This window comes from uncultured Victivallis sp., from assembly GCA_944389935.1.
GTDB lineage: Bacteria > Verrucomicrobiota > Lentisphaeria > Victivallales > Victivallaceae > Victivallis.
Genome location: CALXOE010000063.1, coordinates 1 through 16596 on the forward strand (window position 1 = coordinate 1; position 16596 = coordinate 16596).

Annotated in this window: 14 protein-coding genes and 1 tRNA gene; 13 read left to right on the forward strand and 2 right to left on the reverse strand. The window is 57.7% G+C overall.

Going from position 1 to position 16596, the window contains the following annotated elements; all coding sequences use genetic code 11:
* Both Q0J85_RS14165 and Q0J85_RS14170 read left to right on the forward strand, forming a co-directional pair.
* On the forward strand, positions 1-308 hold a 308-nt coding region (locus Q0J85_RS14165), incomplete at its 5' end, for a hypothetical protein (RefSeq protein ID WP_294482818.1).
* A tRNA-Thr gene (locus tag Q0J85_RS14170) sits at positions 286-362 on the forward strand. The genes Q0J85_RS14165 and Q0J85_RS14170, both read left to right, overlap by 23 nt.
* 185 nt (positions 363-547) lie before the next feature.
* Here Q0J85_RS14170 and Q0J85_RS14175 read toward each other — a convergent pair.
* Both Q0J85_RS14175 and Q0J85_RS14180 read right to left on the reverse strand, forming a co-directional pair.
* Positions 548-859, reverse strand: coding sequence for a hypothetical protein (locus Q0J85_RS14175; protein ID WP_294482819.1), 312 nt, complete (start codon positions 857-859; stop codon positions 548-550).
* A 63-nt stretch (positions 860-922) separates the two neighbouring features.
* The gene (locus tag Q0J85_RS14180) at positions 923-2884 is read right to left on the reverse strand and encodes a S16 family serine protease (protein ID WP_294482820.1); all 1962 of its coding nucleotides are present in this window, start codon (positions 2882-2884) and stop codon (positions 923-925) included.
* Between the two features lie 590 nt (positions 2885-3474).
* On the opposite strand from Q0J85_RS14180, the gene Q0J85_RS14185 reads away from it, so the two are divergent.
* From Q0J85_RS14185 to cas2, 11 genes are all read left to right on the forward strand, one after another.
* Positions 3475-5022: a protein kinase gene (locus tag Q0J85_RS14185; RefSeq protein WP_294482821.1), complete on the forward strand. Its 1548-nt coding sequence runs from the start codon at positions 3475-3477 to the stop codon at positions 5020-5022.
* Between the two features lie 61 nt (positions 5023-5083).
* Positions 5084-5683, forward strand: a complete 600-nt coding sequence (locus Q0J85_RS14190) for a sigma-70 family RNA polymerase sigma factor (RefSeq protein ID WP_294482822.1) — start codon at positions 5084-5086, stop codon at positions 5681-5683.
* 720 nt (positions 5684-6403) lie between these two features.
* Positions 6404-8968, forward strand: a complete 2565-nt coding sequence (cas10, locus tag Q0J85_RS14195; protein WP_294482823.1) for a type III-B CRISPR-associated protein Cas10/Cmr2 — start codon at positions 6404-6406, stop codon at positions 8966-8968.
* Complete coding sequence (locus Q0J85_RS14200; protein ID WP_294482824.1) at positions 8965-10140, forward strand: type III-B CRISPR module-associated Cmr3 family protein; 1176 nt, start codon at positions 8965-8967, stop codon at positions 10138-10140. The genes cas10 and Q0J85_RS14200 overlap by 4 nt, the downstream gene beginning before the upstream one ends.
* 42 nt (positions 10141-10182) lie before the next feature.
* Positions 10183-11040 carry a type III-B CRISPR module RAMP protein Cmr4 gene (gene cmr4, locus Q0J85_RS14205; RefSeq protein ID WP_294482825.1) on the forward strand — a complete coding sequence of 286 codons (858 nt, stop codon included), beginning with the start codon at positions 10183-10185 and terminating at the stop codon, positions 11038-11040.
* Between the two features lie 16 nt (positions 11041-11056).
* Entirely contained in the window at positions 11057-11419 is a 363-nt protein-coding gene (locus Q0J85_RS14210) for a type III-B CRISPR module-associated protein Cmr5 (RefSeq protein ID WP_294482827.1), read from the forward strand.
* A gap of 1 nt (position 11420) precedes the next feature.
* Positions 11421-13286, forward strand: a complete 1866-nt coding sequence (gene cmr6 / locus Q0J85_RS14215) for a type III-B CRISPR module RAMP protein Cmr6 (RefSeq protein ID WP_294482828.1) — start codon at positions 11421-11423, stop codon at positions 13284-13286.
* Between the two features lie 2 nt (positions 13287-13288).
* Positions 13289-13657 (forward strand): hypothetical protein, encoded by a 369-nt coding sequence (locus Q0J85_RS14220; protein WP_294482829.1) that lies wholly within the window; start codon positions 13289-13291, stop codon positions 13655-13657.
* Positions 13658-13675: 18 nt separating this feature from the next.
* Complete coding sequence (locus Q0J85_RS14225; RefSeq protein WP_294482831.1) at positions 13676-14797, forward strand: DUF1887 family CARF protein; 1122 nt, start codon at positions 13676-13678, stop codon at positions 14795-14797.
* A gap of 4 nt (positions 14798-14801) precedes the next feature.
* The gene (cas1, locus tag Q0J85_RS14230; protein ID WP_294482834.1) at positions 14802-15830 is read left to right on the forward strand and encodes a CRISPR-associated endonuclease Cas1; all 1029 of its coding nucleotides are present in this window, start codon (positions 14802-14804) and stop codon (positions 15828-15830) included.
* A gap of 64 nt (positions 15831-15894) precedes the next feature.
* Complete coding sequence (gene cas2, locus Q0J85_RS14235; RefSeq protein ID WP_294482836.1) at positions 15895-16170, forward strand: CRISPR-associated endonuclease Cas2; 276 nt, start codon at positions 15895-15897, stop codon at positions 16168-16170.
* Positions 16171-16596 lie beyond the last annotated feature (426 nt).

Sequence of the window (16596 nt, forward strand, 5' to 3'; positions counted from 1 at the left end):
ACCACGAGGAGCTCGATGAGGGTGAATCTCTGTTTCATAGTTTCGTTCCTTTGCATTTTAACGAACCGAAATGTTTTGGAGATTGTGTTATTCCTTTCTGTTACGTTATATATTATACCAAAAAATATGCAAATGTCAATAGGGGCGGGGCAATTTTTTCTATTTTTATGCAATTTTTGCATGAAAAAGAAGTGATTATGATGAGATGCATTGAAAACGGGAGAAAACGGCGAGGAATGATTTGCACAACGGGAGCAGAGGTGCTATATTATAGAGAATGGATTTGCCGGCTTAGCTCAGTTGGCTAGAGCGGTTGACTTGTAATCAGCAGGTCGTCGGTTCGATTCCGACAGCCGGCTCCATGTTTTTGATTCGCGGTCTCGTCCTGGAGGGTTGCTCCTGCTGCCAGCCCGATGGCGGAAACAGAAATTCCGAAACTCGAATCGAACAGAGGCACAAGGTTTTTCCGAGCCGGCATATTCCTGCTGTTCGTATCATCCATTCCCTGTGCCTCTATTGTTTTCTTCGATATTCAGTTGCGGCGGATTCATGCAAAGCGAAAGAATCCGGGGACCGATATAAGCTGTCCCGTCGCGTCCCGGCGGCAGTCAGGATGTGTCGATGCCGGACTGACCACGTCACTTCGCTTCAAAACATGGGCTATCAGCCCGGATACAACGTAGATGACTCCCTCCCGGGGAGCCGGAATTTCAAAATGCGGAACCAGTTCCGCATCCGCGATCCCGTTGGCATCGAATTCACCGTAGCGAACCGAAACCCGGGCGATGGAACCGCTCCGCGGAATAACCGTCCCGTTATTTAAAACAATGACATGCGGCGTGAAATTGATGAACTCCATAATGATCCTTTTCGTGAAAAATGATTGCTGTATCGTCGGAAATCCCGGAATGTCAGCCGGCGATCACTCCTGCCGGAAGCTCATCAGCAACGCCTTGGAGTAGAGCGAGGCGCGCCAGTAGGGGATCAGAATGGCCGTCGGTGAATCGTTGGTTCCCTCGGCGATCTCGAAGTCGCAGATGGCGGGTAAACACGGGATTCCGGCTTTGACGCATTCGCTGATGTTGCGGATCGCCGCTTCGCGCGCGTTCCGCCGGAGGTGAGAGATGAAGTCATTGCTGTCATTCCCATCGTAGGTCACCAGCACCGCGGACGCCGCCGCCAGCGTCTCCACCTGCAACTTCAATGACGCCTGCAGCTGGTAATCCGGAAAAGTCGCCCTCTTTTCCGAGCGGGGAGAAAGTCTGTTGTGAGCAGAATCAGCAGACTGCTGCAGCAGCTGAAACACCGGCAGCAACGAATCCATTTGGAAAAGCTCAGACGCGGAAATCTGCTCTCCGCGTGCGGCCAGCGCATTTACTGTTTCCTGCAGATTTCCCCAGGCCGCGGAACCCACTGCGTGCGCTCCCGAGTGAAAAAGCCGCTCCACCTCGGAAGCTCGCCGGTTCGGACGCAGCCGCGGCAGTGTATCGCCCAACTCCCCGAGAAATTCGTTGTAAGGAGAAGTGTCCATCTGCGAAAGATGGGTAAATGCCAGGATCTTCCACTCATTCCACCAGGCCTTTTTGAGATCTTCTTCCGAAGCCTGATTCAATGCCGATTCTTCGAGTCGACACGATTTCAGGAGCGACAGCTGCCCTGATAAAAGCGAGTCCGTGCCGACCGACTCCAACTGGGCCGAGATCTCCGTCTGTCCGTTCCGGAAAGGGTAATACCCGGTGAAAGAGTGTTCGCCCGGATAGTATTTTTTCCTGTATTTTTCGCCGAGAAGCCACTGTTCGTAACAGTACCTCCGTTCATATCCGGGCAGATCATTGCGAAAAGCCGAAATCTGTTTCCGTAATTTGGCTTCGGATGATACGAGCTGATCCCAGAAAGAGTCATATTTCTTGTCGAACTCATTGACAAACGCCAGAGTCTTTTCCCACGCCAGCCAGGCCTGTCTGGAGCGGAACATCAGTTCCGTGGCGGGCAGAAGTTTCCCCTCATGATAGTACGTTTCCGCTTTCGCCGGAGAAAACTGGTAAGCCGGAAGCAGCGGAAGTTCCGCAAGCTCGGGATTCTCCGCAAGTTTCTCCTCCACGACCTGCCGCAGCGCCTTGTAATGTGCGATAAGCACATCTTCCGTTGCGGCAGGAAGTTTCGTCATCTCATACACATTCACGTATCCGTCGCCGGAGTAAGGCTGATTGTGGAGAACGGCATACGCTTCGGAGATGTTCGTCACCCGGAACAGTTCGACCTTGAGCTCTTCCGCAAGTCGGCTCAAGTCAACCTCTTCTCCCCGTGGGTCTTTCACGATCCGCAGAAAGGCGGGGATGAAGATTTTTCGGACACCGGAGCGGGCCGCCGCTCGCATTTTCTCCGGAACTCCGCCGACCACGCCGATCGTTCCGTCCGGCAGGATTGTGCCGGTCATCGCGAAGTCGTTCGGCAGGGGGCGCCCATCCAGAGCCGAGAGGATCGCCAGACAGATCACGCCGCCGGCGCTCGGCCCGTCGATGTTTCCGGAAAACTCCACGGAAATGGTGGCGCCGTGCATCGTGTCGTTGCGCAGCATCGCGGCAGTGACCGCCGCCAGCCAGACGCTGTTGCGGATCGTCTCGCCGCTGCCGCCGGGGGTGTCGTCCCCGATCAGGATCCGCAGCGGCTTGTCATCGCCGGTTCGCGTAAATTTAAGCGGGAGGCGGGAGATATGCCCGTGGCTGCCGTCCGCGTAAACCGTCAGGCAGGGAACCTGATATTCGAGCTTCCGCATTTCCGGCGCGACGACTCCCGGTGATTCGCCTGCTGCTGCGCAAAGTGACACGAAAAGACAAACCACCACTGCCGCGAGCCCGATTGGCCTGCTGAATTTACTGCTCATTGCAACCTCCCTGTTTACATTTGTTCCGCCGTGCACCAATCTTTTCCGATACCGGCACAGATTGTCTTTTGAGAGGAGAGGCGCCGGGGCAGGGACGCTTCCGCCGAGTGCGTGGTACTTTGCAAGTTTCTTCGTGCGTGCGGAAGACGCTCCCTCCCGGAACACCTCTCCTTAGAGCTAACTGACTTGTCGATGGGTCGATCTTGCAGGGAAAGTCGGAAAAAGTGCAGAAAACGCTCCGTTTTCTGTCGAACGAAAGGTTTTTACCCCCCCCGTCACTCAACGAAAAAACAGAACGTGCCGCGGGAATCTCCTCCGGAGTCGAGGCACAATCATCCCGTGCACGCCCAGTATTCGGATCCTTGAGTGACTGATAAGAGTTGCAAGTTTTATCGTACAAGTCCGATGACTGATCTGCGGTTTTCTTCAGCACAACCGGAAAAATCCAGTATATAAAAAATATATTCCATTTCCCGGATTTGTCAAAGTCGATTCTAAATATTTTATCGGAATTTCCGGTTTTATTCTGGAAATAAAACGTTTTTATGTTAGATTAAAAACGAATGATCTGAATGTGGAGGAGCAACAAAATGCGAACCGGAACTGATTTTCACGGGTTGGAATTGCTGACATTCTGCGGCAGCGGCGCACTGGGCGAGGTCTATCGCTGCCGCGATCTTTCCGGCAAAATTCTGGCAGTCAAAATCATTCCGAAACAGAAACTCGGCGGGGAGTGGCGGCGCGAACTCAAGGGCGTCACCTATTACCGTTCCCTCACTGAAACCAGTCCGGAACTGCTGCAGATCCATCACGTCGGGGAGGATGAGGAGAATTTCTTCTACACCATGGATGCGGCGGACAACGCTGCGCTCGACGGCGACTCTTACGTGCCGGATACGCTCGCGTACCGCCTCCGCGCCGGACGGATTCCGCCGCTCGCGCTCATCCGGATCGCACGCGATATCCTCGAGGGGTTGTCCGTCATCCACGCCGCCGGCCTCTTCCACCGCGACATCAAACCCGAAAATATTCTGTTTGTGAACGGCAAGGCCCGCATCGGAGACATGGGGCTGATGGCTTCCGAACAGACCATGCTCACCCATATGGCCGGAACGCTGGCGTTTCTGCCGCCGGAGATGCGGTCGGACAATTTCACAGCAGAGGCCCCCGTCGTTTCCCGTGGCGACTTCTATGCGCTCGGGAAAGTGATCTACTGTGCGTTCACCGGGAAATCGCCGGAGGAGTTCCCCTCGCTTCCCGCGAGCACTGCGATGGACAGCGGCTCAAAGCAGCTCGTTCATCTCTGCCTTGCGCTGTGCGAAACCGATCCGGCCGAACGCTGCGCCTCCCCGAACGAGATCCGCCAGCTGCTCGATCGCGCCGAACGGATCATCCTGCATGGAGAAACGCGCAAGGAACGTTTCCTCAATACGATGCGCCGTGTCGGAGACTCCATGTTCCGCGCCTTGCGCCAGCAGGGGAAACGGCTGCGTCGGCACTGGCTTTCGGCTCTGCTGATTCTCTGCGTGTTCGGCGGGATCGTCTGGCTGCTCCTGCCGGAGAAACCGTACGATCTCGCGGACGAAGAGACCAAAACGTTCCAGAGCAAACAGGCAGACTTTTCCATGACCATCCCTTTCAACTGGGATCCCATCACTGAAGAAACCGTGAAACAAGTCGTTATAGAGGCGGGTCAAAAGGAAATGAGCGAACAGGAACGGAAACGGCTCGAATTCGCTAACACTCTGCTTAAGTTGGGAATAGACTATATCATCATCAATTTCACTGGAGAATTTGCCAACAACATCACCATCCTGCCCGTGCCGATCCCGGGAGGGGAGCTTATGGCTATGTCCGACGATGAGTTGCGAATCTGCGTGAAGAGCATGTTGCAAGGAGAATTTGGCTATAAGACGGAGATTTACGAGATCTCCCGCATTGAAGTCGACGGACGGCCGTGCATCAGGATCTACCTCTCCAACGAGCCGGATAAATATCGGGGGCTGAGTTACTTTTTTCCGCAGGGGAAGAACAGTATAAACGTTGTTCTGACAGCAGCCGTCCCGGTGTTCCCGGAGTTGCGCGAGCAGTTCGAGCAGGTGATCGGGACGGTGAAATTCGGAAAGAATTTTCAATGACTCTGAAAGATCCGCGATGTTGTTTCATAGTAAGTAGTGGAAACAGCATTATGGAGGCACTATGTATACGACCCGAAAATCTCTGCTGCGCCGGGTTCGTTCCGGCGACGAACTCTCCTGGAACGAATTCTATGCCGCGTACAAACCGCTGATTCTGTTGTGCGGCCGCGACTGCGGCCTGACCGACGACGAGCGTCAGGAACTCGTTCAGCAGGTCATGACCGAAATCTTCCGGAAGAATATCCTCGGAAACTACGACATCGACCATGTTCCCGATCATGTGATGTTCCGTTACGATCCGGCTCGCGGCCGCTTTCGCCATTTTCTGCGCGGCATCATCCGGAATCATGCGATCCGCATTTACCACAAACGCCCCCGCTTTGAACTGCGCGAAAAGCTCCCGGAAATGACTTCCGACGAGGCGTGGGAGAGAGCCTGGGACGAGGAGTGGGAGAAACACGTTTTCTCCATGGCGTGCACGGAATTGAAGAAACGGGTCAAATCCGTCACCTGGCTGGCGTTCGAGATGTACGCACTTCAGAACAAACCGCCGGAGGAGGTCGCGCAGTTTCTCGATTTGTCGGTTTCGGGAGTCTACACGGCCAAAAGCCGCTGCGTTGCCATGCTCAAAACCATCATCGGGGAACTTGAGAAGAACTGATTGATTGGCGGATCTTTCCCGTGCAGCATGACTGATTCCGCACTGTTTTTTTTGCGAATCGCATTGAAATCTCTCTGCCATGTGTTACCTTAATAACAGCGGAGGAGAAATCGGTATTTCCGGGAGGGGGGGAGTACCGGAGTCTCTCCGCGGATCGGCGGAACATTCATGTTGCTGAGCGGGAGGTTTTCCGGTGGAACAAAACGCTGACGCGCGAATCCGTGTCCTCATTTCCCTTTGCGGAACGTCTCCGGCTGTCGTGTTGGAAACCGTATTTGCCCTCGCCCGTTCCGGTGATCCACCCCGGAAAGCGGTGTTCATCACGCCCCTTGCGGGGGAAACCTGTCTCAGAACGAAGCTCTTTGAGTCCGGTGTCTGGTCTCAGCTCAGGAAAAGCCTGAATTGCGACATCTCCTTTTCTCTCAACCGGGAACATCTGCGTCTGCCGGCACACCGGACTCTGTCGATACACTTTCTCCGAATGCGTCGAACCGGGATACCCGGAGTTTTCTCAGTGATTTCCGTTATCCCCATTCGATTGAATCCCGGCTGGACGGCATCGGACGGGGCTGTGCGTATCGGGGACTCTGCAACGTGCTTCGCCGGTAATTTGCGTTTTTTGCGGAATGTGCGCGGTCGGTTTGTGCTGCGGGAACAGCACTGCCGGCCGCCGCTCCCGGGGCGGTCGAAATCGGCAACCAACTCACATAAGGAGAAAAGATGGACAAACGGGAAGAACAATTCAAGCGGATGGTTCTGGCGTATCTTCACGATCCCCCGCACAAGGTGCTGGATCTCGGCAGGCATGAGGAGTTTGCCGAATCTTTCATCCGGACCGTGTGGATCGATCGTCCGGAGGGAAGTGAAGATCTGCGGATCGAGGGGATGACGGAAAGCCGGGATTCCTATCCCTGGGAGACGACGCCGGATCATGCCGCAGCGGCTGCGGACCGGGTGATTTTTCCAAATCGATTCGCGAAAGCAGGCGGACCTTTCGACGGCATCATCAAGCATCCGCTGGGGGCGGGGGAGAGGAAGATTTCCTGCGGCACCGTCGGACAGGCGGAACAGAATTTGCAGAACAGTTTCGGCGGGATTCAGGCGGGGTCGTGGCGCGCATTCTTCTTTCTGCTCTGGCGCCGCTGGCGCGAGGAGAGCGCGGCGATCGATCCGGCGCTGGCGGCTCTGCCGGCCGACTCGCGCATTCCGGATCACGCGATCTGGCTGCACATGGATTTGACGGCGGCGTTCGAGGCGTGCCGGAAGAGCGGCGGCTCCCGTCTGGAACCGGCGTTTCTGCTCTTTCAGCTCGGGCCGGTTCAGGAGTTCATTGCCGCGGCCCGGTCGACCCGTGATCTGTGGAGCGGGTCGTATCTGATTTCGTGGCTGACCGGTCATGCGATCAAAGCCGTGACCGACGAGATCGGCCCCGCTTCGGTGATATTCCCCGCTCTGCGCGGACTCGGGATCTTCGATGCGGTCAACCGGGAGTTCTTTGAACACGTTTCCTACAAGGGGAAAGGCGGCCGGACCGATACTTTGTGGCAACGGCTGTACGGCTCGGGCGAGGGGGCGGAAAAAGCGGAACACTCTCTGTTTCATCCGACCATCCCGAACCGTTTCCTGGCACTCGTTCCCGCCTCGCGGGCGGAGGAGCTGGCGCGCCGGGCAGAACAGGCGGTGCGGGAGGAGTTGACGCGGATCGGCGATCACTGCTTCCGGGCGCTGGGAAATCTGGCGGAGCGGGATATCTCCGCCTGGCGTCCGCGCTGGGAGAAGCAGCTCGAGCTCATGCCGCAGATCACCTGGCAGACGTTGCCGTTCAACTCTGATCTCGATTCGGCGCTCGCGGCTTTGGAGAAGATCGATCCGGCTCAGGCGGTGCGCATGCGGGAAGCCCGGTTTCTGGCGGAGAAGATCATTCCGGAAAACGAGCGCGACGGCCGATCCTATCGCAAATGCGAACGCTGCGGCGAATTTCCGGACCGCTGCACCCATCCGGACCGGAGCTGGAAACTCAATCGCCCGGAATTCGCCTGGGGCGCGAACTTCGCGGAAGTGAGCCTGCGTCTTGCGGCGCGCCGCAACACGCGCGACTTTGCCGCTTTCGCCACGGATGACCATCAGGACGGCACGCCGAAAGACATGCTGACCGGCAAAGAAGAGGTGATCGGCGACGAGGCGTTCTGGAGAAAGAAGCAGGATCTGTTCAAGGAGAACGAGGGTCCGTACGGGGCGCTGAACATCATCAAGCGCCTCTGGTGTTCTCCCGATGACGGTTATCTCGTCAAGGCGCTGGGGATCCCGGTGAGCCGGTTCCGGTCATTTCTGCATTTCGATTCGACGCCGGAGCTGGCGGGGAAAGACGGCTATTTCGCGATTCTCGCGATGGACGGCGACGAGATGGGCAAGTGGATCAGCGGGGAGAAGACGCCCGGTTTTCTGGAGCAGCTCCGGGAGAACACCCGGGCGTATTTCGAGCGTCTCGGCGTCACTCCGGAGCTGCGGCGGCAGGTTACGCCGGGCTATCATCTGCAGTTCAGCGAAGCGCTTGCGAATTTCGCCTCGAAACTTGCCGGCGGGATCGTCGAGAAGCACGGCGGCTGCCTGATCTACGCGGGCGGTGACGATGTTCTGGCGGCGCTCCCGGCGAAGAATGCGCTGGACTGCGCCGAAACGCTGCGGAATGCTTTCTGCGGGGAAAGCGGCTGGCAGGATGGGATTCTGGTGCCGGGCTGCCGGGCCGGGGTCTCCTGCGGAATCGCCATTGCGCATGCGCACGACCCGCTTCAGCGGGTGGTGGCCGAGGCGCGTCGGGCGGAAAGCCGGGCGAAGCACGGTTACGGTCGAAGTGCCTTTGCCGTTTCGCTGCTGAAACGGGGCGGGGAGATCATCCACTGGGGCGCGAACTGGGAGGACGGCGCGCTGCCGCTCCTGCGGCGGTTTCGGGAAATGCGGGCGCAGGAGATTGTTTCGGGGCGTTTCCCCTATGTACTTGCTGAGTTGCTGACGCCGTACCGGCTGGAGGCGGGCGAGGAGAGTTTTGCCCCGGAATTCCATCCGCGCGAGGTGATCGCCTGCGAACTCGAGCAGGTGCTGGAAAAACAGATACAGGAAAAACCGGAGTCGCGAAAACTGCGGGATGAATTGAAAGAGAAGTGTCTGGCATATCTGGACGCTCTTGATGCGAAGAAGCGCTGGGGAGATTTTGACAAACTGTTTCTGACGGATGCGTTCATTTGGCGCGACCGTTCCGGGAGTGACAAAGGGGGGAATCAGGCATGAATTACGAACTTGAACTGCATCCGCGGGATGTTCTTTACTTCCGCGACGGCCGTCCGATCGGGGGGAGTTCCGACGGGGTCGGGTCGCTGTGGCCGCATCCGGCATTGTTTCATTCGGCACTGCTGGCGGCGCTGCAGCGCCGGTTTGCCGACCGGCTCGGGGAGTGGGAGAGCGAACACCATCGCTGGACCGACTCGGAGCGGAAAAAACACGAACGCGGCAGAGTCCGGTTTCATCTGGGAGGGTTGAAGAGCTGGGGGCCGTTCCCGAAGACGGATGAGGGGATTCTGGCGGCGACTCCGGCCGATCTGCTGGCGCAGGGAGGCGTTGCGGCTCCGATGCTGCTGCCGGAGCGGGGGGTGTCCAATCTGCCGGAGCCGCTGAAGTATCCGGTCGGGAGTTTTTCCGGGGCGACGAAAGAGAGGCCGGGGGAGTGGCTGTTGCTGTCGGAACTTTCGCTCTATCTGGCCGGGGAGACGCAGAAGCTGCGGACGGTCTCCGCGCGGGAGCTCTATCTCTCCGAGGCGCGGCCGGGAATCGGGATCGATGCCGGGCGGCGGGCCGTGGAGGATGGCCGGTTTTACAGTGCGGAATATCTGCGGCTGGAGAAAGGGGTTTCGATGGCGGCGTTCGCCTCCTGCACGGCGAAAAAATACAACGGGGAGGAGACCGATCTGCTCGGGGAACTGTTCCGGGAGACGAACCGTTGTGACCTGATCTTCGGCGGGCAGCGCGGAACCGCGCACCTCGAGTGCTGCCGGAGTCGGAGTGAGCTGATTGGACCGCCTCCGGAGACGTTTCCGGGGAATCGGGTGAAATGGGTGCTGCTCTCGCCCGCGTTTTTCTGCGGCGGCTGGATTCCGGGCTGGGTGGACCGGAGGAGCGGGGCGGTGATGCTCCGCGAGAACAAGAGTGAAGCCGTTGATGCCAGGATGGTTGCGGCGTTTGTTCCGAAACCTCTGGCGGTCTCAGGCTGGAATCCGGCCGCGGGTGCGCCGAAAGCGACCCGGCTGCTGGTGCCGGCGGGGGCGGTCTACTACTTCGAGTGCGGGAGTCCGGAGGATGCGCAGCGGCTCAGCCGCATTCTGCACGGCAGGACCAAGCCGGATGCGCTGGGGGAGCAGGGGCTGGGACTCGGTGTCTGCGGCCGGTGGAATTATATTCAACTGTAACAGTTTCAACGATAAGCGACAGAGAAACAGAAAGGAATCAGAATGATGGAAAAGCAGATCTTCGCGATTTTTACTCGTACTCCTCTTCATGTCGGAGCGGGAAATTCGGTGGGGGCGATCGACTCGCCGGTGATGCGCGAACGGCACACCCGGATTCCGATTATTCCCGGCAGCAGTCTGAAAGGGGTGCTGGCCGATCTCTGGAACGACGGGAACTTCCGGCGGACGGACGAGGGGAAAAAGCTGTTCGGCGAGGATGATCCGAGAGCGCCGGAGGCGAAAGCCGGGCAGCTGCTGGTCGGCGAGGCGCGGGTGCTGGCGTTTCCGGTGCGTTCCGCGAAAGGTTCGTTCGCCTGGATCACCTGTCCGCTGGCGCTGCGGCGTCTGGAGCGGGATGGCGGTTTCGAGTTGGATGTGGATTCCCTCGACGGGCTGAAAGAGGATCAGTGTGCGGCGGTCTCAGATGAGGTAATTCTCGGCGGCGGTACGGTTGTGCTTGAGGAGTACCAGTTTGCGGTTCAGAAGAAAGAGCTTTCCGCCATTGCGGAGACCCTTGCAAAGCTCGGGGCGGATCCGGTCTGGCAGGAGGTGAAAACCCGTCTGGTGGTGGTGAGTGACGAGATGTTCAGTTATTTTGTCGAGCAGGCCTGTGAGGTGGTGACGCGGATTCGGGTTGATGATGAGACCGGCACGGTTGCTTCCGGTGCGCTGTTCAACCAGGAGCAGGTTCCGTCGGAGACGATGTTCTACGCGGTGCTGGGGGCGGAGGGGAGGAAAGAGTTTTCGGCTTCCGACGCCTTGAGCCGGGTGCGGGAAAAACTCGAATCCGCCGGAAATGTTCTGCAGATCGGCGGCGATGAGACGATCGGCCTCGGCTATTGCACGGTAACGCTCAACTGAGAGGAGGAACAGCATCATGAAGAATCTCGATCAGATCCGCGCTGCAAACGCGATTGAAGCCGCCAGAAAAAAAATGGGTGCGAAAGAAAAAGGCGAAGTCGTCAAGAAGATTCCGACGATGATTCGGGACAACGGTATTCTCGGGGCTCTGGCGTTTGCCCGGGAAGCGGGGGAGGGGTATGCCGACTGCTTTGCGGCGATTATCACCCATTTGCGTTCGGTCAAGGCATCACGGGCAGACGGGATTGATTCTTTTCTGAAAGAGCTGACGGAGGCTGATTCCGGAGAGATGCGCCGCATCACTTCCGAAGCGATGGCATATCTCAATTATCTGCGCCGTTTTGCCGAGAAGCCGGAAAAGGGAGAGGGAGGAAAATAGTATGAGCATACCGACTTTTACGGCAGCAGTCGGTTCGGCATTGGGCGGCGATCTCAAGGCGCTGCAATCCGCTTCGCTGCGGCTGGACAAGCTGACGTTCATCAATGAGCATGACAGGAGAGAGAACATTCAGCGCCAACAGCTTGACGCGGTATGCAAACTTGCCAACAATACCGCATCCCGATACCGGCGGCCTGAAGTGACGGAGGGATTTGTATTGACCACCGGCGGCAGGCTTCTGGTGGACCATTCCGGAGGGTTGATTGAGAACGCGGGGCTCTGCCTGCATCGTTTTTTCAATGAGCCGCAGATTCCCGGTTCGGCGCTCAAGGGAGTTGCACTGCGGGAAGCTGTAAAGCGATTCCGGGAAAACGCTCTGGATCCGGCGACGTTGAAACGGCTGTTCGGTTATCCGACGAACGTGGAGGAATTCGATCGGGTGATCTGTCCGGACAAACGTCAGCGGACGGAATCGGTGAGCTCCGGAAGTGTCGCGTTTCTGCCGGCGTTTCCTGCGGATTCCGCGTGGAAACTGATCGTGGATGTCCAGACTCCGCACGGCGGGAATGATTATACGAATCCGGTGCCGAGTTTCTTTCTCGCGGTGGAAAAGGGTGCTCGTTTCCGTTTTATCGTGAAGAGTACCGCACGGGCGTCCGAAGAGGATCGCAAACTTGCGGAGGATCTTCTCCGCAATGCACTGTTTGAGTATGGTGTCGGGGCCAAAACGGCGGCGGGATACGGCTGGTTCATTCCGGATTCCCCTGCGGTTGAAGCGATTCCGCTGACACTGGTCACGCCGGGCTTTTTCGGCGGGGCGGATCAGGAGAGTGACCGGGACACGGATCTGCGGATTCCGTCGCTGCGCGGGATGCTGCGCTGGTGGTGGCGTGCTCTCTACCGGAACTATCTGGAGGAACCGGTCCTGCGGGAACTGCAGAATGCGATCTGGGGGGACACGTCGAAGAGCAGTTTGATCGTTCTTCGGTTGAAAACGCTGCAGAAAACGGTACGGAAATTCAACTACAAAGACGGTTTTGCCATCAGCAGTCATTTTGCGCGACAGCACAATATTCCGGAACGCAGTACCGGTTTGCATTACCTCGCTTACGGCATGGATGAGAGGAGCGGCGGACAACTCCGGCAGCGGTTTTACGTGGAACCGAATGCCCGGTGGGAGCTTTTTGCTTCCGTGAGGGGAGGTCGCCGGGAGCGGACAATCCGGGTTGGAGGCAGAGAGTGCGTTATCACTGCGCAGGATATTGAAAATCAACTCTTTGCAGCACTTTCTCTGCTTTGTCGGCTGGGCGGTGTCGGTTCCAAGTCCCGCAACGGGTTCGGCTCGCTCCAGTGGGATGGTGCCTGGGATGAGCAGGAATGCCTGAACATGGCCGGGGCTTTCTGTAAAAAGTGCGGATTGCCGAGTTCGCGGAGATCGTGCGAGTACGCCTTTGAACTTAAAAATGTCGTTGATGTGGAGGGGCTTCCGTCTGATGCGTGGGCCGCTCTCGCCCGACTCGGGAACGCCGTTCAGAGATTTGCACAGGAGAACAAGCACAAGGACAGGAAAGCTGTTCTCGGGCTTCCCCGCAAGATTCACGGTCCGAATGCCAGACCGCTGCAGCGGCAGATAGGACACCACCATAAGCCGCCGGAGATTCTGCAGCCGGATCTGGCGGCAGCCCGGAACGGCGGGCAGACCCGCTTTGCTTCGCCGGCGTGGCTTCACCTCTCCCGTAGGGAGAATGGGAAACTGCGCCTTACGATGACGATATTCCCGTCGGGGATGATTCGGAATCGTGATTTGAGCGAGAAAGTTCTGAATGAATATATCGATTTTGTTTATGGAGAGTTGACGGAGGATTGATTGTGACGGAGTCGATGTTGATCGGGAATACGTTTCCGCTGACGTTGATGCGGCGGCGGTTGACGGTCGATGTTGTTCCGCTGGAGGAACTTCGGCGGGCGGCGGCGGGGAGGCGCATCGTCTCATTCTGGGGGCATGCCAACACACTGCGCGCCGCCTCGGCGGCAGTCGGGTTCGATCTCTCTCCGGCGGAGGAGCGTCCTGTGCTGACGCTCTCCCCGGAGGCGTTTCCCTCTCTTGGCGGCGAAGTGTTCCGCGAGTGCTGGATTCTCTCCCCGGACTGCCGCCGGAGCTTCCGGCCGTCGGTCGGCGATGAACTCAAGCCGGAGGAGATCTGCAGCTGGCAGTGTCTGCATCTTGTCTGGCAGTGATGAGAAGAAAGGAGAAAGATGGACCGTTTTCACACTCATATCGTCATGGTCTCCGGGCAGCCGACTCCGAACGTGCTCCCGGTCATGGACAAGTCGATCCGACCGGAGGAGGTCATTCTCTGCACGACGGACGACATGCGCCGGAATGGCGAAATTCTGGCGGATTATTTCAAGCGCCACCAGATCCGGTCGCGGATCTATGAGCTCGGCAGCGCCTACGACTTCGCCACGCTTCAGGAGAAATTTCTGAATCTGGCATTGGAATTTTCCGGCCGCGAGTCGGAAACCGGCGTCAATCTGACCGGCGGAACCAAGCTCATGACCATCGCGGCACAGCAGTTTTTCTGGAAAGATTTTCCCTGTTTCTACATCAATCCGGAGCGGAACACGATTCAGTGCATCACGGAGGACGGCGCACCTGAGTATCCGATTGCCGGGCAGTTGAAGATCAGTGATTTCTTTGCCATTCACGGTTACCGGGTGGTCTCTTCCAAGCGGAGAGAGGCGACCGCGAAGACCGAACTGCTCTGCCGGACTCTGTTCGGGGAGTGTTCCCGGTACAGCGACTCGCTCAGAACGCTCAATTATCTGGCCGGCGGGGCGGAAAAGACGCTTTTCGCCCGGAACGACGTTCCGGAAAAATCCTGGGAGCTGCTCCAACTCTTTCAGGATCAGGGGGCGATCCGTTATTATGATGACAAAAAGATCAAGTTTGCCGATGAGGATGGCCGCCGGTTTTGCCGGGGGTTCTGGCTGGAGGACTGGGTGGGCAGCGAACTTCGGGAGTTGAACCGCCGGGTGAAGCTGCAGGATTACGCCTCTTCCATCGTGATCGAGAGCGGGAGCAACACTTCCAATGAGATCGACGCGGCATTTCTGTACAACAACCGGTTGTATCTGATTGAATGCAAGACCGCCGGTCTGGATGAAGATGCGAAGAGCGCGCCGCCGCTCTACAAGCTGGACAGTCTGCATCTGCGGCCGGGGATTTTCACCGGGATGATTCTGGCGAGCTACCAGCCGTTGGATTCCTACGGGCGGCGGCGTGCGGCGGATCTGCGGGTACGGGTGGTGGAGATGGGTAATTTGCTCGGTCTGGCCACCTGTCTGGAGAAAATGATCTGCCCGGAGGGGCACTGAACGAATGCCGTCACTGGTCATCACCCGGGATACGGTTTCGGTGCGGCTGCAGTCGGAACACCTTGAGCTGATCCGGCATTTGGAATCCGGTGTCGACGGCCTGGACCGTTCTGTGGTTCCGCTTCATGATGTGGAGCGGGTCGTGATTTGCGGCCGTCCGATTGTGACGCTGCCGGTGCTTCATAAATTGATGTCGCTGCGGATTCCGGTGATGTTCCTCTCTTCGCGTGGCAGGTGGCTGGGGGCGATTGATTCGGGAAACCGGGTGAATGCAGCCCGCCGCATCCGGCAGTATCGGCTTTTCGGGGAGGAGGGGGTGCGCAATGCCGCTGCTGCCCGGCTGATTTTTGCGAAGATCCGGAATGCGCGGCGGGTGCTGCAGCGGCTTTCTGCGGCCCGTCGTGAATCGGATCTGCCGAAACAGCGGGACGTTGCGCTGCAGCTTCGCCGTTCCTGTATGGAGATCCGGCGGAGGCGTCTGGCAGGGGATGTTCTCCGCGGGATGGAGGGGATGGCGGCGGCCTGTTATTTCCGTCGTCTCGCGGATTTTTTTCCGCCGGAGCTGCCGTTTGTGGAGCGTTCGCGGCAGCCGCCGCTGAATGCGGCGAATTCGATTCTTTCCTGGAGTTACACGATTGTGCTCGGGGAGATCGAAACCTGTCTGCGGCTGCACGGATTGGAGACGGGCATCGGTTTTCTGCATACGGTGGAATACAGTCTGCCGGCGTTGGCGTTGGATTTGCTTGAGCCGTTGCGGGCGCCGTTGTGTGATATGCTTTCGCTGCATCTGCTGAACCATCGGATTCTGCGGCCGGAGCATTTCCGGTTTGATGCGGAGGATGGGGGGACTTATTTGACGGACGACGGGAAAAAGTTGTTTTTTACGGCGTATGAGCAGACGATGGCACGGAAATTTTCGTTGAAACCCGGCGGGGAGCATACGGATTTCCGGCAGATCATTGAGCGTCAGGTTTGCGCGGTGCTCCGGATTCTGGAGGGGGAGGAAGATGTTGAGTTTTTCCACATGCCCTGATCCGGGGGAATATGGGATCGGGTTTCCGGCGGTGTACGATCCGGCGCGGGAGGTTTTTCGTAATATGCTTCGTCTGGTTGCTTACGATGTTGCGGATGCGCGGCGGTTGCGCAAGGTATCGGCAGTCTGCCGGGACTATGGGCTGCGCATAGAATACAGTGTATTTGAATGCGATCTGGAAGAGCAGGTGTTTCAGGAGTTCTGGGAACGTCTGCTGAAATTGATTGATCCGGAAGAAGATCGTCTGATCTCCTATCGGATTTGCGCGGGGTGTGTGGCGGAGATTCGCAGTGCGGGAGTTGTGGAGCGTCCGCGGAAAGTTCTGCTGTACATTGTTTGAGGGTTGTATCGGGGTTTTCGGCATGGCGGGAAAAAGGGGGAAACAGGCAGTCCCATGCCGAAATGGTGAAAAAGCTTTGAGGCGAATGGATTCCGTTGTTTTTTACGGATGAAAAGCGCACGGATTTCCGGTTATGGCACGGATAAAAACGGCTCCCATGCCGAAAAGTGCTTGTAATTTTCTGATGCTGAGACTATATTGTGTCCCGGTATCCAACCCACCCCCAAAGCCGAAAGGCGTTTGAGACGATTCGCCACGGCCGTGGTCCCTGACCCAATCGACGAATCCAACCCACCCCCAAAGCCGAAAGGCGTTTGAGACGATCTTAGTAACATCTCCTGTTGTAGCAACTTCTTTCAGATCCAACCCCCCCCCACACCGGAAAGGCGAAAGAGACCGTCAACGGCTTTTCCCGGAACATTCCGG

Coding starts and splice junctions, on each gene's coding strand:
- cmr4 (WP_294482825.1), top strand. CDS start 10,183: ATGATGGAAAAGCAGATCTTCGCGATTTTTACTCGTACTCCTCTTCAT.
- Q0J85_RS14210 (WP_294482827.1), top strand. CDS start 11,057: ATGAAGAATCTCGATCAGATCCGCGCTGCAAACGCGATTGAAGCCGCC.
- Q0J85_RS14190 (WP_294482822.1), top strand. CDS start 5,084: ATGTATACGACCCGAAAATCTCTGCTGCGCCGGGTTCGTTCCGGCGAC.
- cas1 (WP_294482834.1), top strand. CDS start 14,802: ATGCCGTCACTGGTCATCACCCGGGATACGGTTTCGGTGCGGCTGCAG.
- Q0J85_RS14185 (WP_294482821.1), top strand. CDS start 3,475: ATGCGAACCGGAACTGATTTTCACGGGTTGGAATTGCTGACATTCTGC.
- Q0J85_RS14175 (WP_294482819.1), bottom strand. CDS start 859: ATGGAGTTCATCAATTTCACGCCGCATGTCATTGTTTTAAATAACGGG.
- Q0J85_RS14225 (WP_294482831.1), top strand. CDS start 13,676: ATGGACCGTTTTCACACTCATATCGTCATGGTCTCCGGGCAGCCGACT.
- cmr6 (WP_294482828.1), top strand. CDS start 11,421: ATGAGCATACCGACTTTTACGGCAGCAGTCGGTTCGGCATTGGGCGGC.
- cas2 (WP_294482836.1), top strand. CDS start 15,895: ATGCTTCGTCTGGTTGCTTACGATGTTGCGGATGCGCGGCGGTTGCGC.
- cas10 (WP_294482823.1), top strand. CDS start 6,404: ATGGACAAACGGGAAGAACAATTCAAGCGGATGGTTCTGGCGTATCTT.
- Q0J85_RS14200 (WP_294482824.1), top strand. CDS start 8,965: ATGAATTACGAACTTGAACTGCATCCGCGGGATGTTCTTTACTTCCGC.
- Q0J85_RS14180 (WP_294482820.1), bottom strand. CDS start 2,884: ATGAGCAGTAAATTCAGCAGGCCAATCGGGCTCGCGGCAGTGGTGGTT.